This window comes from Cryobacterium adonitolivorans (assembly GCF_004402695.1).
Lineage (GTDB): Bacteria > Actinomycetota > Actinomycetes > Actinomycetales > Microbacteriaceae > Cryobacterium > Cryobacterium adonitolivorans.
The window spans coordinates 28389-53795 of record NZ_SOFL01000052.1; the positions used below are offsets into that span (position 1 = coordinate 28389).

At 68.6% G+C, this 25407-nt stretch carries 25 protein-coding genes; 16 read left to right on the forward strand and 9 right to left on the reverse strand.

Annotated elements, in window-relative coordinates; all coding sequences use genetic code 11:
* Window positions 1-7: 7 nt before the first annotated feature.
* A complete protein-coding gene (locus tag E3O42_RS15715) occupies window positions 8-787 on the reverse strand; it encodes a PspA/IM30 family protein (protein WP_134454841.1) in 780 nt (259 codons plus the stop codon).
* Window positions 784-1428, reverse strand: coding sequence for a hypothetical protein (locus E3O42_RS15720; protein WP_134454842.1), 645 nt, complete (start codon window positions 1426-1428; stop codon window positions 784-786). The genes E3O42_RS15715 and E3O42_RS15720 overlap by 4 nt, the downstream gene beginning before the upstream one ends.
* Window positions 1429-1672: 244 nt before the next feature.
* Here E3O42_RS15720 and E3O42_RS15725 point away from each other — a divergent pair, with 244 nt between their 5' ends.
* The 3 genes from E3O42_RS15725 to E3O42_RS15735 all read left to right on the forward strand — a co-directional run bounded on the left by E3O42_RS15725 (window position 1673) and on the right by E3O42_RS15735 (window position 3125).
* Complete coding sequence (locus tag E3O42_RS15725) at window positions 1673-2023, forward strand: zinc ribbon domain-containing protein YjdM (protein ID WP_134454843.1); 351 nt, start codon at window positions 1673-1675, stop codon at window positions 2021-2023.
* Window positions 2024-2166: 143 nt separating this feature from the next.
* Window positions 2167-2682, forward strand: a complete 516-nt coding sequence (locus E3O42_RS15730; protein ID WP_166788020.1) for an SOUL family heme-binding protein — start codon at window positions 2167-2169, stop codon at window positions 2680-2682.
* Between the two features lie 20 nt (window positions 2683-2702).
* Window positions 2703-3125 carry a YchJ family protein gene (locus tag E3O42_RS15735; protein WP_174844284.1) on the forward strand — a complete coding sequence of 141 codons (423 nt, stop codon included), beginning with the start codon at window positions 2703-2705 and terminating at the stop codon, window positions 3123-3125.
* A gap of 30 nt (window positions 3126-3155) precedes the next feature.
* Here E3O42_RS15735 and E3O42_RS15740 read toward each other — a convergent pair whose 3' ends face one another.
* Window positions 3156-4358 carry a trans-sulfuration enzyme family protein gene (locus tag E3O42_RS15740; RefSeq protein ID WP_134454845.1) on the reverse strand — a complete coding sequence of 401 codons (1203 nt, stop codon included), beginning with the start codon at window positions 4356-4358 and terminating at the stop codon, window positions 3156-3158.
* A gap of 102 nt (window positions 4359-4460) precedes the next feature.
* Here E3O42_RS15740 and E3O42_RS15745 point away from each other — a divergent pair, with 102 nt between their 5' ends.
* The 8 genes from E3O42_RS15745 (at window position 4461) to E3O42_RS15780 (ending at window position 16479) form a co-directional block, all read left to right on the forward strand.
* Window positions 4461-6146 (forward strand): ABC-F family ATP-binding cassette domain-containing protein, encoded by a 1686-nt coding sequence (locus E3O42_RS15745; RefSeq protein WP_134454846.1) that lies wholly within the window; start codon window positions 4461-4463, stop codon window positions 6144-6146.
* Between the two features lie 87 nt (window positions 6147-6233).
* Complete coding sequence (locus E3O42_RS15750; protein WP_134454847.1) at window positions 6234-7670, forward strand: FAD-binding oxidoreductase; 1437 nt, start codon at window positions 6234-6236, stop codon at window positions 7668-7670.
* Window positions 7671-7751: 81 nt separating this feature from the next.
* Window positions 7752-8786 carry an LLM class flavin-dependent oxidoreductase gene (locus E3O42_RS15755; RefSeq protein ID WP_134454848.1) on the forward strand — a complete coding sequence of 345 codons (1035 nt, stop codon included), beginning with the start codon at window positions 7752-7754 and terminating at the stop codon, window positions 8784-8786.
* Window positions 8787-8891: 105 nt separating this feature from the next.
* The gene (gene glgX / locus E3O42_RS15760) at window positions 8892-11120 is read left to right on the forward strand and encodes a glycogen debranching protein GlgX (protein WP_134454849.1); all 2229 of its coding nucleotides are present in this window, start codon (window positions 8892-8894) and stop codon (window positions 11118-11120) included.
* A gap of 5 nt (window positions 11121-11125) precedes the next feature.
* Complete coding sequence (gene treY / locus E3O42_RS15765) at window positions 11126-13471, forward strand: malto-oligosyltrehalose synthase (RefSeq protein WP_134454850.1); 2346 nt, start codon at window positions 11126-11128, stop codon at window positions 13469-13471.
* Window positions 13464-15221 carry a malto-oligosyltrehalose trehalohydrolase gene (gene treZ, locus E3O42_RS15770; protein ID WP_134454851.1) on the forward strand — a complete coding sequence of 586 codons (1758 nt, stop codon included), beginning with the start codon at window positions 13464-13466 and terminating at the stop codon, window positions 15219-15221. Before treY ends, treZ begins: the two co-directional genes overlap by 8 nt.
* 103 nt (window positions 15222-15324) lie before the next feature.
* Window positions 15325-15870 (forward strand): DNA-binding protein, encoded by a 546-nt coding sequence (locus E3O42_RS15775; RefSeq protein WP_134454852.1) that lies wholly within the window; start codon window positions 15325-15327, stop codon window positions 15868-15870.
* Window positions 15871-15909: 39 nt separating this feature from the next.
* A complete protein-coding gene (locus tag E3O42_RS15780) occupies window positions 15910-16479 on the forward strand; it encodes a hypothetical protein (RefSeq protein WP_134454853.1) in 570 nt (189 codons plus the stop codon).
* Between the two features lie 40 nt (window positions 16480-16519).
* Here E3O42_RS15780 and E3O42_RS15785 read toward each other — a convergent pair whose 3' ends face one another.
* The gene (locus tag E3O42_RS15785) at window positions 16520-17380 is read right to left on the reverse strand and encodes an oxygenase MpaB family protein (RefSeq protein ID WP_134454854.1); all 861 of its coding nucleotides are present in this window, start codon (window positions 17378-17380) and stop codon (window positions 16520-16522) included.
* Between the two features lie 175 nt (window positions 17381-17555).
* On the opposite strand from E3O42_RS15785, the gene E3O42_RS15790 reads away from it, so the two are divergent.
* Window positions 17556-18116 (forward strand): YceI family protein, encoded by a 561-nt coding sequence (locus E3O42_RS15790; RefSeq protein ID WP_166788021.1) that lies wholly within the window; start codon window positions 17556-17558, stop codon window positions 18114-18116.
* A gap of 73 nt (window positions 18117-18189) precedes the next feature.
* Here E3O42_RS15790 and E3O42_RS15795 read toward each other — a convergent pair whose 3' ends face one another.
* The 4 genes from E3O42_RS15795 to sepH form a co-directional block, all read right to left on the reverse strand.
* On the reverse strand, window positions 18190-18882 hold the full coding sequence (locus E3O42_RS15795) for a TMEM175 family protein (protein ID WP_134454855.1): 693 nt from the start codon (window positions 18880-18882) through the stop codon (window positions 18190-18192).
* Between the two features lie 9 nt (window positions 18883-18891).
* Window positions 18892-19932, reverse strand: coding sequence for an FUSC family protein (locus E3O42_RS15800; RefSeq protein WP_338144957.1), 1041 nt, complete (start codon window positions 19930-19932; stop codon window positions 18892-18894).
* 51 nt (window positions 19933-19983) lie between these two features.
* Window positions 19984-21117 carry a winged helix DNA-binding domain-containing protein gene (locus tag E3O42_RS15805; RefSeq protein WP_134454857.1) on the reverse strand — a complete coding sequence of 378 codons (1134 nt, stop codon included), beginning with the start codon at window positions 21115-21117 and terminating at the stop codon, window positions 19984-19986.
* 72 nt (window positions 21118-21189) lie between these two features.
* Complete coding sequence (gene sepH, locus E3O42_RS15810; RefSeq protein WP_134454858.1) at window positions 21190-22305, reverse strand: septation protein SepH; 1116 nt, start codon at window positions 22303-22305, stop codon at window positions 21190-21192.
* A gap of 196 nt (window positions 22306-22501) precedes the next feature.
* Here sepH and E3O42_RS15815 point away from each other — a divergent pair, with 196 nt between their 5' ends.
* On the forward strand, window positions 22502-22795 hold the full coding sequence (locus E3O42_RS15815) for a DUF4193 domain-containing protein (protein ID WP_066599570.1): 294 nt from the start codon (window positions 22502-22504) through the stop codon (window positions 22793-22795).
* A 6-nt stretch (window positions 22796-22801) separates the two neighbouring features.
* On the opposite strand, the gene E3O42_RS15820 is transcribed toward E3O42_RS15815, so the two are convergent.
* A complete protein-coding gene (locus E3O42_RS15820; RefSeq protein ID WP_134454859.1) occupies window positions 22802-23257 on the reverse strand; it encodes a DUF3093 domain-containing protein in 456 nt (151 codons plus the stop codon).
* A gap of 38 nt (window positions 23258-23295) precedes the next feature.
* Here E3O42_RS15820 and dut point away from each other — a divergent pair, with 38 nt between their 5' ends.
* The 3 genes from dut (at window position 23296) to E3O42_RS15835 (ending at window position 25302) form a co-directional block, all read left to right on the forward strand.
* Window positions 23296-23808: a dUTP diphosphatase gene (gene dut, locus E3O42_RS15825; RefSeq protein WP_134454860.1), complete on the forward strand. Its 513-nt coding sequence runs from the start codon at window positions 23296-23298 to the stop codon at window positions 23806-23808.
* Window positions 23809-23894: 86 nt separating this feature from the next.
* Window positions 23895-24488, forward strand: coding sequence for a DUF3710 domain-containing protein (locus tag E3O42_RS15830; protein WP_134454903.1), 594 nt, complete (start codon window positions 23895-23897; stop codon window positions 24486-24488).
* Between the two features lie 31 nt (window positions 24489-24519).
* The gene (locus tag E3O42_RS15835; RefSeq protein ID WP_134454862.1) at window positions 24520-25302 is read left to right on the forward strand and encodes a DUF3159 domain-containing protein; all 783 of its coding nucleotides are present in this window, start codon (window positions 24520-24522) and stop codon (window positions 25300-25302) included.
* Window positions 25303-25407: the final 105 nt, after the last annotated feature.

Genomic DNA, 25407 nt, shown 5'->3' on the forward strand with positions numbered 1-25407 from the left:
GCCGGCCTCAGGGGGTGTCGGGACCGTTCCCGATACTGAGCCATGCGTCCGGCCCGGTTCCCCGCGACCCGGCCGGCCGGCCCTGCCGTGACGCCCTGGCGTCCTTCATTGCCCGCAGCTGCCGCTCAACGTCCGCCGAGGTCGCACCGGCAGACAGTTGCCGCTCGAGGTCGGCATCCGGTGGGGCGGTGAGATCGGTGAGGGCTCCGCTGGCGAGCAGTTCGTCCGTGGCGGCGGCGCGGGCCTGCATCTGGGCGATGCGGTCTTTGGCCCGGTCGAGGCTGACGCCGACCTCGCTCATCTGGGAGCCGAGGCCGGCCGCGGCCTCGTTGGCCTTCACCTGCGCCTGGGAGGCGGCATAGCTGGCCTTGATGCTCTCCTTCTCGGTGCGGAACGCGGCGACCCTCTCCGCGAGACGCCGTTCGTTGTCCTGCAGCTGTCCCTGCTGCTTCTGCAGGAGGGTGTACTGGTCACGGAGGGCAGCCACCTGGCCCTCGAGCAGGGAGCGACGCTCCAGCGCCGTCCTGGCCAGGTCTTCGCGGCCCTGGTTCAGGGCCGACTCGGCCTGGTCGGCCAGCCGTTGGTGGCGGGCACCCATCTCCTGGCCCTGCAACTCGAGCCGTTTCTTCGCGGTCGCAACCTCGGCCAGGCCCAACCTCACGTCCTGCAGCATCCGCACCAGCTGCTCGTAGCTGTCGTCGAGGGCTTCGCGGGGGTCCTCGAGCCGGTCCAGGGTGCGGGATGCCTTGCTGCGGAAGATGACGCGCAGCCGGTTGGTGAAGGTCATGGGGTGCTCCTCTTGTCAAAGCGGTGCGCCGAGGTCCGCGGCAGCGCGATCAGGTAACCCGACCTGTCCGGCCCCGGAGCGGGCAACCCGTCGAGCAGGGTGAGGGCGTGCAACTCCGCCACTCCGGCGGCCACCGCGGCGATCTCACGGTCGACGTCAGCGCCGAGCGTCGTGAGCGTGTCATCGGTGCGAACGCCGAGACCGGCCGCAACGACGGACCGCACCCGTCGCACCAAGTCGGTTATCTGGTCCACGCGGCGAGCCGCCACCGGGAGAGCCTCCGCGAGCGCGACCGGATCCCGCTCGGTGGCCAACAGCAACAACTGCGACTCCACTCTGGCCCCCTCGTCCCGCAACCGGCCCAGGAGCCTCTGCAGGTCACCGCGAGGGCCTCCGCTCTGCGCCGTGACGTCGACGGCGGCCTGTCCGCTGGCGAGGGACTCCCTCAGCCGCAACCGCAGCCGGAGAATCTCGTGTTGCGGGCCGATACTCACCCGAGTGCGAACACGCAGCACGGCACCGTTGAGCGCCCTGCTGCGACGCATCCGCCGGTACAGCACCCGCACGATAACGACGAACGTCACGGTGGACACGACCATTATCGCCGCGAGGGCGAGCAGAACCTCCGCGAGGACGCTCACGTCGACCACCCGCCTCGTCCGGTCGTCACCGGCGGCTTCGATAAGACGTACAGGGCCATGTGTCCACCTTCATCCCAGGGCTCGTGCGTCGCCGTCCCAGTCGACGGCACGCTCTATCGGGCAAAATACGCTCATTAGCGTGGAGTTGTCAGGGAAATACCCGGTTCTTCTCCAAACGCACCGCACCCTGTCGATCGGACCGGGTAGGACCATCGACTCTGGGTCCCGGCTCTACGATGGGGAGGTGAATGAGACACTGCCGCCGTGCCCGGAATGCTCCAGCGATCTGACCTACGAAATGGGGGCGCTGCTGGTCTGCCCACTGTGCGGGCACGAGTGGGCGGCAGAGGCCCCGGCAGCCGGTGAGCCGGCGCAGGATGCCGCCATCACCGACGCCTACGGCAGCGTGCTGGCCGACGGCGACTCCGTGACCATCATCAAGGACCTCAAGCTCAAGGGCAGCTCCACCGTCATCAAGGTCGGCACCAAGGTGCGCGGTATCCGCCTGCGCCAGGGCGTGGGCGACCACGACATCGAATGCCGAATCGAGGGCGTGAGCATGCAGCTCAAGTCCGGAGTCGTCAAGAAGGCATAGTCGTCAAGAAGGCATGGTCAAGACGGCATAGTCAAGAAGGCAGAGTCCCTCCGCAGGCAGAGTCGCCGCGCCCTCGTCACGCCCGCGTCAAGGGGGTCAGCAATCCACCCCCCGACCGGGGGTCTCGGATTACACTCCCCGACATGACCGAGCAGCAGCCATACACCGTGGTGCGGGCCTTCCCAGGCTTCGATGTTCGCCGCTATCCGGACCGAGTCCTCGTGCAGGTGCAGGTCGACGGGGACTTCACGCGAGCGGCCAGCCGCGGCTTCCGGCCGATTCAGGACTACCTCGACGGCAACAACAGGTCCGCCGCGACAATCCCCATGGCGCCTCCGGTGCTGCAGGAGCAGACGGGGGAGTCCGGGCACCTGATCAGCGTCGCGCTGCCGGGCGAGTCGGACCTCGACCGTGTGCCAGTGCCGCTCGACGAAACACTGAGGATCCTCGTCGTACCGGCCCATGAGGCCGCCGTCCTGCGTTTCGGCGGCGGCTGGAGCACGAAGAGATTCACCGACCGTGGCCGTGCGCTGCTCGGTTCGCTGACGGCCGCTGATCTTCTGCCGGACGGACCGGTCTACTTCGCTCGGTTCGACCCGCCGTTCCGGCCCGGGCTCCTGGGTCGCAATGAGGCATTGGTGCGAGTGACCTCGGCCTGAGAGTCGTCGATAATGGCTGGGTGCCTCCTCCAGAACCCGCCGCTCAATCAGAACGGCCACCATCCGCGGCCGTGCGCTGTCCGTGCGGCAGCGGCAACAGCTACGACGACTGCTGCGGGCGCCTGCACCGGGGCGACGCCAGGGCCGCCACGGCCGAGCAGCTCATGCGATCGCGGTACTCGGCCTTCGCGGTCGGCGATGCCGGCTACCTCCTGCGCACCTGGCACCCGCGCACCCGGCCCGGCTCCCTCCGGCTGGAGCCGTCGGAGCGATGGATGCGGCTGGAGATCGACCGGACCGTGCAGGGCTCCCTCTTTGACACTGAGGGCATCGTGGAATTCACCGCACATTCGCGCCAGGACGGCCGGCGGGCGCAGCAACACGAAATCAGCAGATTCGAGAAGGTGTCCGGCACCTGGCTGTACCTGGACGCGGCCGACTGACGCGACGGATCGGCCTGGTTTCCGGGCGCGTCATGCGAACGTCTCGTCCAGGGCGGCCGAGAGATCACCGATCAGGTCCCCGGCGTCTTCCAGGCCCACCGAGAGGCGCAGGTGACCGAGCCGCTGGAACTCCTCAGGGTAGTGGGCGGCCCGCGGTCCGGCGCCCGATACGTGCACGATGAGGCTCTCGTCGTGGCCGAGCGAGACCGCGGACGTGATCACCCGCAGCGCGGCCACGAACCGGTTCTGCGTCGCGGGGTCTCCGTCAACCGCGAAGGCGAGCATTCCGCCGAAGCCGTGTCGAAACTGCCGGACTGCCGCGTCGTGCTGGGGGTGGCCGGGCAGACCCGGGTATGCCACGTACGCCACCCGGGGATCGGCGGCGAGGAATTCCGCGACCCGTTGGGCGGACTCGGTGTGTTGGCGGATCCGCAGCGGCAGGGTGACGGAGCCGCGCACGATCAGCCAGGCGTTGAACGGGCTGATCACCCCGCCCACGTCAACCATTGCCTCCGACTTGATGCGTTGGATCAGCTCGCGTGAGCCGATGACGGCACCGCCCATGGCGTCGCCGTGGCCGTTGATGTACTTGGTGAGGGAATGAACCACCAGGTCTGCCCCGAGCTCGAGGGGGCGCAGCACCGGCGGCGGAGTGAAGGTGGAGTCCACCGAGAGGAGCACGCCGGCCGCACGGGTGATGACCGCCACAGCAGCGATGTCGGTGACCCTGGTCGTGGGGTTGGCGATGGCCTCGACGTGCACCAGCCGGGTCTCCGGCCGGATCGCCGCCGCCACCGCGACCGGGTCGCTGGTGTCGACGAAGGTCGCCAGGATGCCGTACTTCTCGGGGAGCAGCTCCCTGAAGAGCTTGAAGGTGGCCTCGTAGGCGACGTCGGACACCACCACATGGTCACCGGTGCGCAGGAAGGTGAAGAACACGGCGTGCAGGGCGGCCACCCCGCTGGCCAGGGCGACGGCGTCCTCGCCGCGATCGAGCAGGGCAAGCTTCTGCTGCAGGCCCAACTGGTTGACCCCGCTGTTGCGCGTGTAGAGCGGCACATCGGTGCCCGACCAGCTGATCGACGACGGATCCTCCGGCAGCGCATACGAGTTCGCCATCACGATTGGGGTGCGCACCGCGCCGGTGCCAGAGTCGATGTCATTGCCGGCGTGCACGGCCTGGCTGAACGCGGCGAGGGTCTGCGGCACATGCTTGTCGGGGCGAGGCGTCATGAGCCCAGCGTAGGCGCAGCCGCCAGAGTGCAACCGGGCGATGACGCTTCGCTACACCGGTGCCGTTCGGCTGGGAAGCTGTCCAGATGGGAAACTGGACCCATGACCGCAACCCTCGTCGCCAAGGCCCTGGCCGGCGGCTACGCCCACCGCACACTATTCGATTCCCTGGATCTCACCGTCGCACCCGGCGATGTCGTCGGTGTCGTCGGCGTGAACGGTGCGGGTAAGTCCACCCTGCTGCGCCTGCTCGCCGGCCTCGACGAACCGCAGGGCGGCTCCGTGGCGCTGTCACCGGCGGATGCCTTCGTCGGCTGGTTGCCCCAGGAACACGAACGGGTGCCGGGGGAAACCGTGGCGGAGTACATCGGTCGTCGCACCGGCTGTGCCCAGGCGACCAGGGAGATGGACGCCGCCGCCGCGGCCCTTGCCGAGCCTGCTGCACCGGGCGGGGCGGACCCGGCCGATGTCTACTCGGTGGCCCTGGACCGCTGGCTGGCCAGCGGTGCGGCGGACCTCGACGACAGGCTCCCTGCCGTGCTGAACGACCTCGGTCTCACCCTCGACGCCGACGTCGCCGCGGATGCGCTGATGACGTCGCTCTCCGGCGGCCAGGTCGCCAGGGTGGGCCTGGCCGCCCTGTTGCTGTCCAGATTCGACATCGTGCTGCTCGACGAGCCCACCAACGACCTCGACCTCGACGGTCTCGAACGTCTGGAAGGCTTCGTAACGGGCCTGCGGGGCGGAGTCGTCCTGGTCAGTCACGACCGGGAGTTCCTGGCCCGCTCGGTGACCCGGATCCTCGAACTGGACCTCGCCCAAAGCGCGAACCGGGTCTTCGGCGGCGGGTACGAGTCCTACCTGGACGAGCGCGAGACGGCCAGACGGCGCAAGCGCGCCGCCTACGACGAGTTCGCCGACAAGAAGGCCGATCTGGTCGGCCGCGCCCGGACTCAGCGGGAGTGGTCCAGCCAGGGTGTGCGCAACGCCATGAAGAAGTCCCCGGACAACGACAAGATCCGCCGCAAGGCGGCCGCAGAGTCCAGCGAGAAGCAGGCGCAGAAGGTGCGCCAGATGGAAAGTCGCATCAGCCGTCTCGACGAGGTCGACGAACCGCGCAAGGAGTGGCAGCTCGAGTTCACCATCGGCGCCGCACCGCGCTCGAGCAGCGTGGTCTCGATCCTGAACGAAGCGATCATCCGGCTTGGTGACTTCGTCTTCGGTCCGGTCTCCCTGCAGGTCAACGCGGGGGAGCGCATCGGAATCACCGGTCCCAACGGCGCCGGCAAGACCACGCTGCTCCGCGCACTGCTTGGCCGCCGCCTTCCCGACGCCGGCTCGGCGAGCCTGGGCGCGAGCGTCGCCATCGGCGAGATCGACCAGGCTAGGGCCAGTGTCACGGGCGACCAGACCCTGGTGGCCATCTTCGAGGAGCGCCTGCCCGAGAGCCCCGTCGGTGAGATCCGCACCCTGCTCGCCAAGTTCGGCCTCACCGCAGACCACGTCAACCGGCCCGCCGACGCCCTGTCACCCGGGGAACGCACCCGCGCCGGTCTCGCCCTGCTGCAGGCCACCGGCGTCAACCTTCTGGTGCTCGACGAGCCCACCAACCACCTCGACCTCGCCGCGATCGAACAATTGGAGCAGGCCCTCGAGTCGTACACGGGCACCCTGTTGCTGGTCACCCACGACCGGCGGATGCTGGCCACGGTGCGTCTCGACCGGCACTGGGCGGTCGACGCCGGCCGGGTGACGGAGATCACGACGGGCGTTGCCGTCGGCCGCTGAAGGTGGTGTCATGGACGCGGACGGCGCCGGGACAGGGGGCAGGCCGGCGCCGGTAAACCCGTCGTCGACAAAACCGGAGGAAGCCCGATGAACTCCCCGTCTGACCCACACTCAAACCCCACCCACCGTTCCCTGCTTTCCTCGCTGCGCACCCGCATCTCGGGCGAACTGATCGATCGCTCCGACCCCCGCTACGACGACGCCAGGCGGGTCTGGAACGGCATGATCGACCGACGGCCGATCGCCGTGGTGCGGGCCGGTTCGGTCGCCGACATCGCACCCACGCTCGCCCTGGCCTCCCAACAGGGCCTGCCGCTCGCCGTGCGCGGCGGCGGCCACAACGTCGCCGGCAACGGCACCGTCGACGACGGCCTCGTTCTGGACCTCTCCGGACTCAACGGAGTCGAGGTGGACGCCGAGGCCCGCACGGTGCGGGTGGCGGCCGGCGCGAGCCTCGCCCAGGTCGACCGCGCCACCGAACGGGCCAACCTGGCCGTGCCGATCGGGGTGGTCTCGAACACCGGCATCGCCGGACTGACGCTGGGCGGCGGGGTGGGGTGGCTCACGAGGGCGTACGGGCTCACCGTCGACAACTTCGTCTCGGCCGAGGTCGTGACCGTGGCCGGGCACCTGGTCACGGCGAGCCGGACCGAGAACCCGGAACTGTTCTGGGGGCTTCGCGGCGGCGGCGGGAATTTCGGTGTCGTCACCGAGTTCACCTTCCGGGCACACCCGATTCCCGCGTTGCCGTTCACCGGCACTTTCGTCTATCCGGCGCCTCACTGGGAGTCCGCCCTCACGGCCTACGAGGTGTGGACACGGGACCTGCCGGACGAACTGACCAGCGTGCTGACCTTCACGGTGCCACCGCCTCTGATGGGGCTCGGCTCGGATCCCCTGCTGCTGCTGGGGTTCACCTGGGCGACCGACGACACCGCCAGGGCGGAGCGGGTCGTGGACCGGCTGCGCCGCGCCGCGCCGCCCGCGATGGAGGCCACCGAACCCGTCAGCTGGCCGGCCTGGCAGTCCTCCGTCGACGCGATCTTCCCCAAGGGAGTTCGCGGCTACTGGCGCAACACCTCCTTCGACAGCCTGGATACCGAGGTGATCGCCGCCCTGATCCGCAGGGGCACCGAGCAGACCTGGATCGGCACCGGGTTTGACATCCACCACTTGGGCGGCGCCTTCGGACGCGTGCCGGAGGATGCGACGCCATTCCCCAGCCGCGCCGCCCGGTTCTGGCTGAACATCTACGGATTCTGGGCCGAACCCGACGACGACCTCACCCGGACGGCCTTCATCCGCGACTTCGGCGCCGAGGTGGAGCCCCTGGGCTCCGGCGGCCGGTACGTGAACTTCCTCGGCGAGGAACGCGACGCCGACCCCGTGCAGCAGGCAGAGCAGGTCTACGGCGCGTCCAAATTGGAACGCCTGGGACTCCTCAAGCGCGAGTACGACCCGCAGAATCTGCTTCGGCAGAACCACAACATCCTGCCGGCAGTCGTGTCCGGCGACACAGCCTGATCGGGCCGGAATAGTCACGAGCCCCGTCCGGTTGGAGACTAGTATGCGTATGCATACAAACTGATCGGAAGGGCGCACCACATGGCACCGAAACTGGAACTGGGTCTCGACACGTTCGGCGACGTCACCTACGCCGCGGATGGCAGCCTGCTCAGCCACGCCCAGGTGCTGCGCAACGTCGTCGCAGAGGCCGTACTCGCCGACCAGGTGGGCCTGAGCTTCTTCGGCATCGGCGAACACCACCGCGAGGACTTCGCCGTCTCCGCCCCCGAGGTGGTGCTGGCCGCCATCGCCGGCCAGACCAGCACCATCAAGCTCGGGTCCGCGGTCACCGTGTTGAGCTCCGACGATCCCGTGCGCGTCTTCCAGCGCTTCGCCACCCTCGACGCCGTCTCCAATGGCCGCGCGGAGGTCATCCTCGGTCGAGGTTCGTTCACCGAGTCCTTCCCGCTGTTCGGCCTGGACCTCAGCGACTACGAGCAGCTGTTCGAGGAAAAGCTCGAACTCTTCGCCGAACTCCTCAAGGAGGCGCCGGTGACCTGGACCGGCAGCACCCGCGGCGCGCTGACCGAACAACGGGTGTTCCCGTCCACCGAATCCGGCTCCATCCGCACCTGGATCGGCGTGGGCGGCAGCCCGCAGTCCGTGGTGCGTGCCGCCCACTACGGCCTCCCGCTGATGCTCGCCATCATCGGCGGTGAGCCGCTCGCGTTCGCCCAGTTCACCGACCTCTACCACCGTGCGCTCGACCAGTTCGGCAAGGACCCGCAGCCCATCGGCGAGCACTCACCCGGCTACATCGCCGCGACCGACGACCAGGCGCGCGAAGAAATGTGGCCGCACTACCGCGCCATGCAGGACCGCATCGGCCGCGAGCGCGGCTGGGGCCCGGCCACCAGGGCCCGGTTCGAGCAGGATGCCGGCCCCGACGGAGCCCTGTTCGTGGGCTCGCCGCACACCGTCGCGACCAAGATCGCCAAAACGGCCGCGGGGCTTTCGCTGTCCCGCTTCGACCTCAAGTACAGCCTGGGCACCCTCTCGCACGAGAAGCTGATGACCAGTATCGAGCTCTATGGCACCGAAGTGGCCCCTCTGGTGCACGAAATCATGGCCTAACGGGACTTTCGCGCGCCGCGGACGAGGTAGCGTAAATATGTGGGCCCGGCTCGGGCAAACCACCCACCTCATCCTTTCGTTCTTACCTTCCTCGAGGAGTACACCGTGGAAACCTGGCCCGGATCTGCCTACCCGCTTGGCGCAACCTACGACGGAAGCGGCACCAACTTCGCTCTGTTCAGTGAGGCCGCCGAGCGGGTCGAACTCTGCCTCTTCGACGAGAACGGCGCCGAAACCCCCGTCGAAGTCCGGGAGTCCAGCGCCTTCGTCTGGCACTGCTACCTGCCCGAGGTGCAGCCGGGCCAGCGCTACGGCTATCGCGTGCACGGCGAGTACAACCCCGCGGAGGGCAAGCGCGCCAACCCCAACAAGCTTCTCCTCGACCCGTACGCCAAGGCCACCTGCGGCGTCATGGACTGGGACCAGGCGCTGTTCTCGTACAACTTCGGCGACCCGGACTCCCGCAATGACGAGGACTCCGCCCCGCACATGATGCTCGGTGTTGTCGTCAACCCATTCTTCGACTGGACCGGCGACCGCTCCCCGCGCACCCCGTACAGCGAATCGGTCATCTACGAGGCTCACGTCAAGGGCCTCACCCAGCTGCAGCAGGAGGTGCCGGAATCCCAGCGCGGCACCTACGCGGCCGTCGCACATCCGTCGGTCATCGAGCACCTGCAGAAGCTCGGCGTCACCGCGATCGAGCTGATGCCGGTGCACCAGTTCGTCAACGACAGCACCCTGCAGGACCAGGGCCTGTCCAACTACTGGGGCTACAACACCATCGGGTTCTTCGCCCCGCACAACACCTACTCCTCCAGCGGCGACCTCGGCCAGCAGGTGCAGGAATTCAAGGGCATGGTCAAGAACCTGCACGCCGCGGGCATCGAGGTCATCCTCGACGTGGTCTACAACCACACCGCCGAGGGCAACCACCTGGGCCCGACCATCTCGTTCAAGGGCATCGACAACGCCGCCTACTACCGGCTGATGGACGACGACGGCCGGTACTACATGGACTACACCGGCACCGGCAACACCCTCAACGTGCGCCACCCGCACTCGCTGCAGCTGATCATGGACTCGTTGCGCTACTGGGCCATCGAAATGCACGTCGACGGCTTCCGCTTCGACCTCGCCAGCGCACTGGCCCGCGACCTGTACGACGTCGACAAGCTGTCCACCTTCTTCGAGCTCGTGCAGCAGGACCCGATCGTGTCCCAGGTCAAGCTGATCGCCGAGCCCTGGGACGTCGGCCCCGGCGGCTACCAGGTGGGCAACTTCCCGCCCCAGTGGACGGAGTGGAACGGAAAGTATCGCGACACCGTACGCGACTTCTGGCGCGGTGAGCCGTCCACCCTGGGTGAATTCGCCTCGCGCATCTCCGGCTCCGCCGACCTCTACGAACACTCCGGTCGTCGCCCGGTCGCATCGATCAACTTCGTCACCGCGCACGATGGGTTCACCCTGAACGACCTGGTGTCGTACAACGAGAAGCACAACGACGCCAACGGCGAGGACAACAACGACGGCGAAAGCCACAACCGGTCCTGGAACGCGGGCGTGGAGGGTCCCACCGACGACGACACCGTCCGCAGCCTGCGCGGCCGCCAGCAGCGCAACTTCATCGCCACCATGCTGCTCTCCCAGGGTGTTCCGATGATCCTGCACGGCGACGAACTCGGTCGCACCCAGCGCGGCAACAACAACACCTACGCCCAGGACTCCGAGCTGAGCTGGATCCACTGGGACGAGGCCGACCAGCCCCTGATCGAGTTCACCTCCGCCGTCGTGCGCCTGCGCAAGGAACACCCCACCTTTCGCCGCAGCCGTTTCTTCGACGGCCACCCCGGCACGCGCGCCGAGGGCGACCCGCTGGCCGATATCGTCTGGCTGAACACCGACGGCCAGGAGATGCGGGCTGAGGACTGGGTCGAGAGCCGCTCGCGCACCGTGAGCATGTTCCTGAACGGCCAGGGCATCCGGGAACGCGACTCCCGCGGCCGCGAGGTCACCGACGTGAACTTCATCCTGCTGTTCAACGCTGATGCCGAAGACGTCGAATTCACCTTGCCGAGCGAGGAGTACTCGCCCGCCTGGGAGATCGTGATCGACACCGGGGGAGAGGGCGCCGATTCGGAGGCCCGCCCGGCCGGTGCCACCCACACCGTGATGGCACGCTCGCTCGTCGTGCTGCGCGAGTATCACGTCCCTGAGGTCGCTCCGGATCACTCCGTCGCCGCGTCACTGGCGAGCCACCCGTCGCCTCCGACGTCGACGCTGACCCTGCCGGTGCTGGCGGACCCGTATTCCTCGACCGAAGGACACGCGTAACCGACATGAGCATCCCCGTATCCACCTATCGCCTGCAGATCACGTCGGCCTTCGATCTGGATGCGGCGGCCGGAGTGCTGGACTACGTCAGCCGGCTCGGCGCCGACTGGCTCTACCTCTCACCGCTGCTCACGGCGGAGGAGGGCTCCGACCACGGCTACGACGTGATCGACCACGGCAGCATCGACCCGGCCCGCGGCGGGCCCGAGGCGCTCGCCCGCTTGTCGGAGCGAGTGGCCGCGGCCGGCCGCGGGATCCTGGTGGACATCGTGCCCAACCACGTGGGCGTCAACACACCGCACAGCAACGCCTGGTGGTGGGAGCTGCTTCGTGAGGGGCAGGGCTCGCGCTACGCCGAGGCCTTCGACGTGGACTGGCCCGCGGGCAACGGTCGGCTCCTGCTGCCGGTGCTCGGCGACGGCGAGACCGAACTGGACCGGCTCACGGTGGTGGGCGACGAACTGCACTACTACGACAACCGGTTCCCGATCGCTCCCGGCACCGCGAACGACGGCGCCCCCGCCGCCGTCGTGCACGACCGGCAGCACTACGAACTGGTCAACTGGCGCCGGGCGGACGCCGACCTGAACTACCGCCGCTTCTTCGCCGTGAACACCCTCGCCGGCGTGCGCGTCGAGGTGCCCTGGGTCTTCGACGAATCCCACCGCGAGATCCTGCGCTGGGTGCACACCGGCCAGGTGCAGGGCCTGCGGGTCGACCACCCGGACGGCCTCGCGGACCCGGCCGGCTACCTCGACAGGCTGCACGCTGCCATGCCCGACGGCTACCTGCTGGTGGAGAAGATCCTGGAGGGCCGCGAGCAGCTGCCCAGCAGCTGGTCGACCGACGGCACGACCGGCTATGACGCCCTCGCCGATTTCGACAGGGTCCTCGTCGACCCAGCCGGCCAGGACGCTCTGGACGCCCTCGAGGCCACACTGCAGGACGGTGCCGTGTCCTGGGCCGAGCTGGTCTACACCTCTAAGCGCGCCATCGCCGACGGCATCCTGCAGAGCGAGGTGCGCCGCCTCGACCGCCTGATCCCCGAGGTGGCCGATTCCGCCGACGCCCTCGCGGAACTGATCGCCTGGTTCCCGGTCTACCGCTCCTACCTGCCTGTCGGCCGGCCCGAGCTCGATACCGCCGTGCGGCTGGCCCGGCAGCGCCGCCCCGACCTCGACGCCACCATCACCGCTCTGCTCCCGTACCTCACCGACCCGACGCACCCCGCGGCCGTTCGCTTCCAACAGACCTCGGGGATGGTCATGGCCAAGGGCGTCGAAGACACCGCCTATTACCGCTACAGCCGGCTCACCTCCCTCAACGAGGTCGGCGCAGACCCGAGCGAGTTCGCGGTGTCTGTCGACGAGTTCCACCGCCGCCAGCAGACGCGGCTCGCGGTTGCGCCCGCCTCACAGACCACGCTGTCGACCCACGACACCAAGCGCGGCGAAGACGTGCGAGCCCGGATCTCGGTACTCGCCGAGATCCCGGACGAGTGGGCCGGCCTGCTTGCCGAGCTGCGCGCCCTGGCCCCGCTCGGTGATGCCCCGTTCGAAAACCTGCTCTGGCAGGCCATCGTGGGCTCCTGGCCCGCCTCCACCGACCGTCTCATCGGCTACGCCGAGAAGGCGTCAAGGGAAGCGAACCTCTCGACCACCTGGACCGCGCCGAACGAAGACTTCGAAGACCGCATGCGCGCCCTGGTGAGGGCATTGGCCGACGACGGACCCCTGGCCCGCACCGTCGCCTCCTTCGTCGACCGGGTTGAACAGGCCGGCTGGAGCAACTCGCTCTCCCTCAAGCTCATCCAGCTCACCGCACCCGGCGTGCCCGACGTCTACCAGGGCAGCGAACTCTGGGAGATGTCACTCGTCGACCCCGACAACCGCCGCCCGGTGGACTACACCGTGCGCCGGGACTTCCTGGACCGCGTCCAGGCGGGCTGGCTGCCCCCCATCGACGAGACCGGTGCCGCCAAACTGCTCGTCACCACGAGCGCCCTGCGTCTCCGGCGCGACCGGCCGGAGCTGTTCGGCCGGCACGCGCCCGTCGAGGCCTTCGGCCCGGCCGCCGCACACGTGGTGGCCTACGATCGCGGCGGCGCGGTGACCGTGGCCACCCGGCTGCCGGTCGCGCTCGCCCGCACCGGCTGGGGCGACACCACGATCATGCTCGCCGGGCACGACTGGCAGGACGCGCTCACCGGCGCCCGCTTCGACGGCGGCCAGGTGCGCCTGGCCGACTTGCTGTCGCGCTACCCGGTGGCGCTGCTGATCCCCGCATCCGCCGCCGAATCGCCGCCGCATCCGCCGCACCTGTCGCTATCGAGGAGGTCACCCCGTGCCTAAGGACAACACAGCCGTTCAGATCGACGTGTGGGCGCCGGCCGCCGGGACCGTCCAGCTGGTGTCCGCAGACGGCACCGCGCCGATGACCAGCGGCGACGCGGGCTGGTGGCACGGCACCCTGGCGGGCGCCCCCGACGGTGTCGACTACGGCTTCCTGGTGGACGGCACCGGCCCGTTCCCCGACCCGCGGTCCCGCCGCCAGCCGCACGGCGTGCACGATCTCTCCCGCACCTTCGACCCGGCCGCGCACGCCTGGCAGGACGACGGGTGGACCGGCCGCCAGCTGGCCGGCGCCACCATCTACGAGCTGCACATCGGCACCTTCACCCCCGAGGGCACCCTCGAGGCCGCGGCCGGCAGGCTCGACCACCTCGTGTCGCTCGGTGTCGACTTCGTCGAGCTGCTGCCGGTGAACGGTTTCAACGGCACGCACAACTGGGGCTATGACGGCGTGCTTTGGTACGCCGTGCACGAGGGCTACGGCGGCCCGGCGGCCTACCAGCGTTTCGTCGACGCCTGCCACGCGGCCGGCATCGGCGTCATCCAGGACGTCGTGCACAACCACCTGGGCCCCAGCGGCAACTACCTGCCCAATTTCGGCCCCTACCTCAGCGACGCCGAGGGCAACACCTGGGGCGCCTCGGTCAACCTAGACGGCCAGGACTCCGACGAGGTGCGCCGGTACATCATCGACAGCGCGTTGATGTGGCTGCGTGACTACCACGTCGACGGACTGCGCCTGGACGCCGTGCACGCGCTCAAGGACCACTCCGCCGTGCACCTGCTCGAACAGCTCGCCGGTGAGGTCGCGGTGCTCAGCGCCTCCGTCGGGCGCCCGCTCACCCTCATCGCCGAATCCGACCTCAACGACCCGTTGCTCATCACTCCCCGTGAAGCGAACGGCTACGGACTTGACGCTCAGTGGAGCGACGACTTCCACCACGCCGTTCACGTCGCCCTCACCGGTGAGACCGCGGGCTACTACGCCGACTTCGCCCCGCTCGGCGCCCTGGCGAAGGTACTCACCCGCGGCTTCTTCCACGACGGCACCCAATCCACCTTCCGCGGCCGCCACCATGGCCGCCCGGTCGACACCGAACGGATGCCGGCCTGGCGCCTCGTCGTGGCCTCGCAGAATCACGACCAGATCGGCAACCGAGCCATCGGCGACAGGCTCAGCGCCCAGCTCGACACCGGCCAGCTGGGCATCGCCGCCGCACTCACGCTGCTCGGCCCGTTCACCCCGATGCTGTTCATGGGCGAAGAATGGGGCGCACACACTCCGTGGCAGTTCTTCACCTCGCACCCGGAACCCGAACTCGGCCTGGCCACCGCAGAGGGCCGGATCGGCGAGTTCGCCCGCATGGGTTGGGACCCGGCCGTGGTGCCCGACCCCCAGGACCCGGCCACCTTCGAGAGGTCCAAACTGGATTGGTCCGAGCTGCAGCGGGGCGATTCCGGTCGTCTCCTGGCGTTCTACCGTGACCTCGCGAGTCTGCGGCGCCGGCTCGCCGACCTGACCGACCCACGGTTCGCGCGTGTCGCGGTGGCCTTCGACGAAGCGGCTGGCTGGCTGCGGCTGTCCCGCGGCGAGACCGAGATCGTGATCAACCTCTCAACGAGCGCACAGTCCGTGCCGGTCACGGGGCATAGCGTCCTGCTCGCCTTCGCCAACAATGCCGACGCGAGCCTCCGGCTGGACGCCGGTCAAGTGCTGCTGCCGCCGCACTCGGTCGCGGTGCTTGGCTAGCACCACCCGGCAGCGCCACGAGACAGCTCCACCAGACAGCTCCACCAGACGGCTCCACCAGACAGCTCCACGTGCCGGTTCCACTGACCATCGAGGAGGACCAATGGGCCACTTTCTTTCCCCGGAGACGGCGGCCGCGCTGGCCCGGCTGTCGGCGCTGGACGCCGACGCGGCGGCGCCGCCGCTCGAACGGATGCGCGCCATTCGTGCCGTGCTGCACCACCTCGATGCCGACCCCGCCGCCCTGGCGAGCGTGCGCGACGCCCTGGCCGACGGGGCGGGCTGGCCCGAGATCGCGGATGCCGCCGGGCTCAAGCCCACCGCGGCCAAGTGGCGCTGGCAGGGCACCGACGACGACATCGCGGCCCGACTGGATGCCGGCCGCAAGCGCAGCGCGCGGCCCAGCAGCGTTCCGACCGACCTGCCCGGGCACTCGGTGGCCGAGGCGGCTGCACTGCTCGGAGTCAGCGTGCAGGCGGTGTATCTGCAGGTGAGCAGGGGTAAGCTGATCAGCCGCACCGTCGAGCTGGCGGATGGCCGCAGCTATAAACGCGTCTTCCTGCCCGGGGACGCGCTACCCTCGACGACAGAACCCCCCCTCAACAACACCCCCCCCACAACGACAACGCCCACAACGACAGAGCCTTGAGACATCACCCGGCTACCGAAACCCACCCACGGAGTGACCATGACCGATCAGAGCTATGACCCGTTCGACCGCACGTTCCCCCTCGACACCTCGACCACCACGGAACGCCTGCCGATGCCGGGCACCGCACCGGCAACCGAACCGGTAACCGACGGGCCCGGTGGCACTGCGGAATCCTCGACCCCAGCCGCGGCCAAACCCCGCAGCCGCACCCTGCTCTCCGATCTCAGGACCGGACCGGCGCAGCGGGCGGCGCTGGTCGTGCTCGTGGGCATCGCCGTTCTGGCGATCGCCTTCATCATCATGATCTTCGTGAACGTCTCCAACGAGAGCATCATCGCCCTCGCCGTCATCGCCACGCCGATCGCCTCAATGGTGGCGGCGTACTACGCCGTCACCCTGAGCATCCAGCAGGTCACCACCGAGCGCGCCGACAAGGAGAAGGCCCTCGCCAAGCTCGCTGCCGTCGAGGCCGGGGCCCGTGAGACCGAGGTGTGGGCATCCCAGATGGAGTCCGGGCTTCGCGTCGCAGTGGCCAAGCTCGATGGCGCTGGCGTATCCACCGTCGCGGTGACCCGTGCGGCCGGCACTCCGGACGACTTCTTCTAGGCCGAGTGCCAGTCGACGCGTGCCGGTCGACGCGTGCCGGTCAACGCCTTTCGGGGCCGTCAGGTTCCACCGCCGCACGTTCCTCGGCCGCCAGGGCCCGGCCGGCCCGCAGATAGTGACGCATCGGGGCCTGCCGCAGCCGCGTCGGCAATCGGGGATAGACCAGCCGCACGACGCCGATCACGGCGGTGTACCGGCGCTGTCGACCGGTGGACCAGGTCAGGCCGAAGAGCGCTCGTTCGTCCGGCTGCAGGAGCCCCGTCGTGACCAGGCGCGCCAGCGGCATCGCCAGGCGCAGCCAGACCGGTCCGGTTTTCGGGTGCAGTAGTTGCCTGGCCACCGATCGGGTCGTCTCGTCCGTGGACAGCCCGGTCGTCGCGCGGCTCCAGTACGCCGCGAAAGCCGCCCGGTCAGCCGGCCACAGCCCTGGCGGCACCTGCAGTGCCGCGCCCAGCACTCCATAGTCCCGGTAGACGGTCTCGGCGTCGGCATCGGGGAGTGGTCCGTAGACCAGCTCGTGCATGCGGGTCGCGGACTCGTACAGGGTGGCGGCCACCCAGAGCTGCAACTGCGGATCGAAGGCGTTGTACGCCGGTGTGCTGAGGGTCTGCGCACCGTGCACCGGACGATGGGCCAGGGAGACCCGGCGCACGGCCGCGGCCCGGTCGATGGGCGTGCCGCAGGTGACGGCGTACACGTAGGACAGCGTCCCACTCAGGCGGCTCAACGGTCTGGCCGCAAAGTCGCTGTGTCTGGCGACACCGTGCCCGACGGCGGGGTTCGCGAGCTGCAGCAGGATCGCCCGGCCCCCGGCGAGAACCAGAACGCTCTCGGGGGCCAGATGGCGGATGCCCAGTGCCGGACTGGACAGCGCCGGACGGGACAGGGAGGCGGTCGGCATCGTGGAATCCTTTCGACAGGCAGAGCCTACTTCCCCCGCCACCGAGTCCGGTTCGCCGGACGTTCCTGAACCGTTCACATCTTTTGCGGACAGCGATGGAATATCCTGGGGTCCTATGCGCTTGCATATACCTGAGGGCAGCGAATCCACCGCCCCCATCGACTTGAGGAGCACGATGAGCGACATCACCATGACCACCATCCCCGGCTACAAAGCAGGAACCTGGACTATCGACCCCACCCACAGCGTGGTCGGCTTCAGCATCCGTCACATCATGATCAGCAAGGTCAAAGGCACGTTCGAGACCTTCAACGCCACCTTCGTCACCACCGAGAACCCCCTCGAGACCAGTGTCACGGCGTCCGCCGTGGTCGCGTCCATCAACACCAACGAGGCCAACCGCGACGGTCACCTGCGCAACGGCGACTTCTTCGACGCCGAGACCTACCCGACCATCGACTTCGTGTCGACCGGCGTGCGCGTCGTCAAGGGCGACTACCTCGTCGACGGCAACCTCACCATCAAGGGTGTCACCAAGCCCGTCACCTTCGACTTCGAGTTCGGTGGCTTCGGCGGCGACCCCTACGGCAACTACAAGTTCGGCGCAACGGCCACGACCGAGGTCGCCCGCGCAGACTTCGGCCTCTCGTACAACGCGGCCCTCGAGACCGGCGGCATGCTGCTGGGCGACAAGGTCACCATCACCCTCGAACTGCAGGGCGCCCTCCAGGCCTAAGCACTCGGCATCACGCGACGGGGATCCCACCAGTGGGGTCCCCGTTGTGGTGTCTCTGCGTGCAGTTCCTGGGTCAGCCGGCCGCCGCTTCGTCCGGCGTGGGCCTCAGCACCCCGGCGCGTCGCAATACCAGGGCGATGAGCGGATCAAGGGCGAACAGGAAGAACGCAGGGGAACCGACCAGGGTGGCCAGCAGCACGACGGCGAACGCTTGCGCGAGCGCGCTGACGTTGTACACCCTGGCGTTGTGCACCGCGGCGGCGGATGCGCCCTCCCCGAGCCGACGGCGGGGAGAACTGGCGTGGAACCACTGCCAGGTGCTGAAGAGCAGTATCACGAAGAAATTCAGTGGCAACAGTATGCGGCCCAGCAGGAACCGACTGAGTTCGTCGTTGAGGCTCGTCGTGAACGGAACCAGGACCACGCCGAGGAGGCGGAAATTGTTGAGCCAGATGATGGTGGTGTCCACGCGGGGGATGAACTCGAACTGACGTACGTGGATGAGCCACAGCAGGCTGAGCAGCAGAAAGCTGATGACCACGTTCAGGACGCTCGGCACCAACGCGCTGATCTGGTGCAGGAACTCGGCGTTCGACGTCACGACGCCGATGCTGTCCACGGAGACGTTCAGCACCAGCAGCGTCGCGGCTATGGCGAACACGCCGTCCGTGTACGATTCCAGGCGCCGGGTGGACAGAACCGTCCGCCGGGGAGATGCCCCGCCCGCCGGCTTGCCCTGGGGCGCGGGCTCGGGGCTGCTCGACATGCGGGCAGCCTACTCGCCGGTGATCTCCTCGCGCACCCGTCGCAGGTCCTCCATCAGGGCGCCGATCAGGATCCAGTGCTGGGGATGCGGGGTCATGATCATCAGGGGCGCCGTCAGGGCGGGTGGCTCGAACGCCGGAGCCGCGCTAGCCGGCCCCCCGTCCGACGGCACGGTGAGCAACCGCAGATCATGGGCGGCTCGTTCCAGTTCGATGGCGAAGGCCTGCACGGTGGGCTCGAGGTGCAGGGAATCGTCGTAGTGGTCGCGCAGCGCCCTCGTCATACCCAGCGCCCTGGTGACCAGGGGGACCAGGCGGGCGTAGAGGTCGGTGTCGGCGTCGAGAACCTCCCGGTGCCTGGCCTGGCGGGGGTTGAGGGTCAGGCTCTCCTCCGCCTGGCTGATGGCGCGTTCGGCCTTGGCCAGCATCGGCCGGAGCAGTCGCGCCTGGATCATCAGGGTTTCCAGGTCGGCGTACTTCTGCGGACTCAGCAGTGCGGTGGCCACCCGGTCGAAGGTCGCGGCCACCTCCAGCGTGAGCCGGGTCACCGCGTCGTGCGCGGGCGTGAGCAGCACGGGCGGAACGATCAACGCGTTGACAATGACAGCGATCGCGGCGCCCAGGATCGTCTCGATGATGCGGTCCCTGGCATAGGTCGGGGTCGCGGCGCCCAACACGAGCACGAGCATCGCGCTGATCGGAATCTGATTGGCCGATCCCGGGGACAGCTTCAGGGCCCAGGCCAGCAGGATGCAGAGCACGATCGCCGCCAGCACGATCCAGCTGGACTGGCCGAACACCAGCCCGATGGCGAGGGCGACCAGGACCCCGCCCACCACGCCGAGGCTGCGTTCCAGGGCCCGTCCGAGGGACTGGTTGACGCTGGGCTGCACGACGAAGATCGCCGCCATCGCGGCGAAGATGGGCAGTTCGCCGGGCAGGAGCCACATCGAAATGACCCAAGCCAGGACCACGGCGACTGAGGTCTTGAGGGTCTGCAGCAGCGGGATCCGTCTGGACACTCGCAGGTTGGCCGTTATTCGCACTGTCATAGGGTACAAGGCCCGCGGGACCGGCCGGATCACCGGGCGAGGCCCGCGATACTACGGTGCGGGCGGCGCGGTCGGCGGGGCCGGAAGCACCTGCACCGGGCGGCCGAGGAAGCGCGCGTAGTCGTGCAGGGCCCGCTCGGTGCTCGTCTCCGAGTCTGCGGGCTGCGGGGAGAACGGCTCGGGGTGGACCGTGATCGCCCGGGGCTGCCAGTCACGGCGCCAGGTGCCGAAGATGCGTCCACCGCGAACCAGGATGGGGAGGAAGATGCCGTTCTTGCCCGGGACGACCCTGGTCAGATTCTCGGGCTCGATCGCGAAGCTGCGGTCCCGATAGCCGAGCAGGTACTCATCGAAGCCGGGAAGGGCCAGCACGGCGGTCGGACCACGCCCCGGTGCGGCACGGCCAAGCGGGCCCAGGTCGGAGCGCTGAGGGAGCAGATGGCGCACGCCGTCGACGTCGAGCGCGTCGAGCTGTCCTCCCGCAACGGCCAGGGCGGTCTTGGCGTCGGCCATGGTGAGCTGGGACCACCAGGCGAAGTCGGTCAGTGGGGCCGGCCCGTGCCCGGCCAGGTACCGCAGCAGGAATTCGCCGAGTGCCTGGTCGCGTTCCAGCAGCCGGGGCCGGGGGACCCATTCCGACAGCAGGACGAGCATCTGCTGGGAGTCGAGCTGCCGGCCCCAGCAGAGCGTTCCCGACTGGGCCAGGTGCCAGATGAGGTGATAGCCCCGCTGGCCGTCTGTGCTGATCCCGTGGCTCTCCAGCAGCGCCAGGAAGCCTGCCCTGGTGAGCTCCCGTCCGCCGCTCAGCGCATCCTCGACCACGGTGCGGGCGTGTTCGATGGTGGCTTCGTCCAGGCCCAGGTCGCGGCGCCTGGTTGCCGCTCCCGCCCAGAGCCTGGCGGTGGTGAGCCCGAGCATCCAGGCCAGGTCGGGAGCTGGCACCAGGTGCAGGGTTCCCCGCATCGGCCAGGAGCGCACGATCCGGCCGGAATCGATCAGCCCGTCGACGTCGGCGGAGGTGCTTCCGGGTGCCCGCACGGCAACGGCCCATTTCGCCCACCGGAGGTCCTGCGCCTGCACGGCCAGCATCCGGTCCACGACGAGGGCGGGATCGGTGATCGACCCGGTCAGCGCCTGGCTGGCCAGGCGACGCCGGGTGATGTCGGAGCGGGAGGCGCGGGTCATGGAACCGCAGCCTATGACAAGTCAGGGTGACGCGTCAGGGGACCCCTCAGGGTGACCTGTCGGTCTGACGGATCAGGCCAGGTCGTCGTCGGTGCGAGCGCCGAAGACGATCTCGTCCCAGCTGGGCATCGACGCTCGGCCGCGGCGACCGGTCTGACCGGTGCGCGGTTGTCCCGTCGCGGCCTGAGTGGCCCATACATTACGGGTCTCCTCGGGAGGTGCGGCGGCCGGCTCGGCGGTCGGGGTCACCTCGTTCACCAGGCGGATACCGGACTCGGCCGGTGCCCGCTCGGCGCGGCGCGTGTCAGCCACGGACGTGGCGTGCGTTTCGGTCTCCCCGGCGGCCGCCTCGCGTTCGCCGCGGCGGCGGCGCAGCGACTCGAGCAGGTCCGCGGTCTCGCTCAGGCTCTGCGGCGGTTCGGCCGCACGCTTGATGGCGGCCTTGGAGACGGCCTCGGTGGTTCCGGCCGAGCGGGCGTACGGAACCGGATCGTGCAGCGGAGCCGTGTCGTTGAGGATGTCGTCGGCCAGGGACTCCTTGAAAGTGAAGGCGCCGCTGTCGAAGCGGCTCACGTCGGCCAGGCTGGTCTCGGCGCCGACGGCGCGCAGCCGGGGGATGAGGGCACCCTTGAGCTCTCCCTGCTGGGAGAGCGCGATGGCTTCACTGCCGATCGGCGACAGGGTGTTCTTCTTCGGCTCGAAGCCCCACCGGGCGTCATGGTCGATGTCGTCCGCCGTGAAGGCGAGCTTGACGATCCACCCCGCGCCGGGTTCCTTCCAGCTGGCCCAGCGTTCGTTGGACGCACCGAGCGACGCGAGGCGTTCCCGGATGACGCTGCCGAAGTTGGCCTGCTCGTCGATGGGATCGGGATCGATCGCGGTGTGCACTGGCACGCTCAAGGCGCTCGACACGATGTACTCGCGTTCGGCGACCACCGGTCCCTCGAAGCGCTTGACGAAGTCCAGCGACGCACCGGTCACTGCCGCGACGTCCTCCGCGGACATGCCGGAACGAATGTGCGCCTGCACCTCCCTGGGCGACAACTTGGGTCGAACGGACGTATCCGTTTGGGTTTGGCGAAGCCGGGACTGGAGAACCGCATCGATGGGGATCCGAAAACGATCGCCCTCCTCTGACGCTGCAAGCAGCGCGCCGTTCTCGACTCCGATAACTTTCAAATCCTGCATGGCGAAAGCCCTCTCGCGATTACTGATGGCCCAACCCTGCCATGCATAGTGCTCATTTCCGGGGAATACTGCGGGCGTGCCGGAAGTTGCTCCCAATGCCAACCTGAAAGGTTGGTGATTGGTTTGCTATTCCGCACGGATTGTTGCAAACTATGGCCGCCGATTTCGTTTATCGGCGTTAATGAAATGGATGGGTATGGCAACCGATTACGACGCACCGCGAAAGACCGAAGACGACTCAGAGTCGATCGAGGCCCTCAAGGAGCGTGTACCCGACAAGATGTCTGGTGTCGTTGATGTTGACGACTCCGACAACCCCGGTGGCTTCGACCTCCCGGGCGCCGATCTGTCCGACCTCGACCTCGACGTCGTCGTCCTGCCTCCGCAGGCCGACGAGTTCACCTGCGTGGAGTGCTTCCTCGTGAAGCACCGTTCGCAGATGTCGCACGAGACCAAGCTCGGCCCGGTCTGCCTGGAGTGCGACGCCTAAGCGCGCTTAGTTACTTGATGCTGGCCGTCGCGATCCATTGATCGCGGCGGCCATTTTCTGTGGCCGGCGACTGGACACCAGCCAGTACGGCGCCGGATCGGTTGGGTCCGTCAGCGGGATGCGCACCACGGGTGCGATCCAGCCGCGGATCAGCAGCCACGCGCGGGCATCCAGCTTCTGGCCACGTTCGAGCGTGGCGTCCGCTCCCTCGACGGGCACGGCCTCACCGAGCAGGCGCGTCTCGATGCGCGCCCGGCCGGCGGTGAGGACACCGCCGGCCACCGTAACAGTCGGCGACGCCAGTACCAACAGCAGGGCGCTGCCGAGGTAGAGGCCGGCCCCGGTCAGGATCCCCGCCAGCACCGAGATCGGCAGGAAGACCAGGAGGCTCGCGGGGATCACAAGCGCAATGATGATGAAGAGCCACGGGGATGGCCAGAGTTTTTCGCGATAATCAGGCATGGGTCTATTCGACCAGATAACTGCACTACCCTCGACACGTGGCTGAAAGCGTCGAAGTCCTGATTACCGCGTCCGTTCTCCCGACCTACGCCCATCCGGGTGACGCCGGAGCCGACCTGCATGCCTCAGAGGCGCTGGTCCTGGCGGCCGGCGAACGGGCACTCGTCGGAACCGGTGTGTCGATAGCGTTGCCGGACGGATACGCGGCGTTCGTGGTCCCGCGCAGCGGCCTGGCGGTCAAACACGGAATCACCGTCGTGAATTCGCCGGGAACCGTCGACGCCGGCTACCGGGGCGAGGTCAAGGTCTGCCTGATCAACACCGACCCTGTCACGCCGTTCCCCATCAACGTGGGCGATCGCATCGCCCAACTCATTGTTGTGCCGGTGGCGCGGGCGGTCTTCGTGCCCGTCGAACGACTGCCCGGCAGCACGCGGGGGGAGGGTGGCTTCGGCTCGACCGGCATCGCGCCGGGCGCCGCGCCAGACCTCGCCCCCCACACCGAAACGTCCGCCCCGACGGACGCCCACCGAAGCGGAGAAACCCTGTGAGTGACAACGTGAATCCCGACACGCGCTCGACCACCGACGGCCCGGCCGGCACCGAGCTCAACGGAACCGAGCAGCAGGTCCCCGACATGCACGCCAAGTCCGCACCCGTCGACCGAGACGTGGACGGCCCCCTCGACGAGTCGGAAGCGAACCCGGTGCGCCCATACGTCGACCTCGGCGGGGTGAAGATCCTTCCCCGCGAGGGCCTGCACCTTCGGCTCGAGATCGAAGAGGGCAGCAAGCGCGTCGTCGCCATCGGCCTGGACTACGCCGGATCGACCCTTCAGGTGCAGCCCTTCGCTGCACCGCGCTCGAGCGGCCTGTGGCAGGAGATCCGCAGCCAGATCGCCGACCAGATCGCCAAGCAGGGTGGCTCGACCACTCCACGCGAAGGCCCCTTCGGCCCGGAACTCGTCGCCGAGATCCCCGTCGCCGCCGGCCAGGGACCCGCCGGCACCACCCGGCTGGCCCGCTTCATCGGCGTGGACGGCCCGCGCTGGTTCCTGCGCGGCGTTATCGCCGGCGAGGGCGCCATCAACCCCGAAGCCGCAGCACAGATCGAAGACCTGTTCCGCAGCATCGTCGTGGTGCGCGGTTCCGCCCCGATGCCGCCGCGCGACCTCATCCCGCTGCGGATGCCGGCCTCTCCGGCCGGCAAGCCCGAACCCACCGGCGCCTGATTCGTCAGGTGCTCTCACCGAAAGTCACCTGATGACGGATTCCCTTTCCGTGCCAGACCCCGAACCGCGTAAGTCGTCCGACGGCACCAGCAGCACCGACAGCAGCAACAGCGCACCAGAGCCCGCCGGCGCCCTCGCCGACGGCATGGCGGCCGCCGCCCGGCGTGCGGGGTTCAGTCCGGCCGCCGACGGGGAACCCATCAGCGGCCACGCGCTACTGGCGGCCATGGGAGGCATCCGCGGCCTCGTCGAGGCCGTCCTGCCCGGCCTGGTGTTCCTGGTCACCTACACACTGACCCGTGACCTGATTCCCTCCCTGATCGCTCCGGTGCTCATCGGGGTGATCTTCTTCGCGCTCCGGCTGGCGCGCAAGCAGACCGTCACCCAGGCCGTCGGCGGACTCGTCGGCATCGGGCTCAGCGCCGTGCTCGCCCTGCTCACCGGACGCGCCGAAGACTTCTACCTCCCGGGTTTCTGGACCAACGGAGTCTACGGCGCGGCCCTGCTGGTCTCCGCCCTCGTCGGCTGGCCGCTGCTCGGCGTGGCGGTCGGCTTCCTGATGGGGGAGCAGCTCGCCTGGCGGTCCGACCGGTCCAAACGACGGGTCCTGACGATCCTGACGCTCATGTGGGCAGGGCTGTTCATCCTCCGCCTGGCCGTGCAGCTTCCCCTGTACTACTCCGGCAACGTCGAGTGGCTGGGCGCGACCAAACTGCTCATGGGCATCCCGCTGTATGCGCCGCTCCTCGTGGTCTCCTGGCTGATGGTGCGTTCGGTATACGCGGCCACAGCCACCGAACGGCCGGTGTTATAGTTATCTCGACGTCAAGATAGTTTGCAGTAAGGCTACCCTTGCTGGCAGAACCCGGCGTCAGTTGGTCAGGATTGAGGATTGCGGACGGTTTCCCGTCGGTTTCCA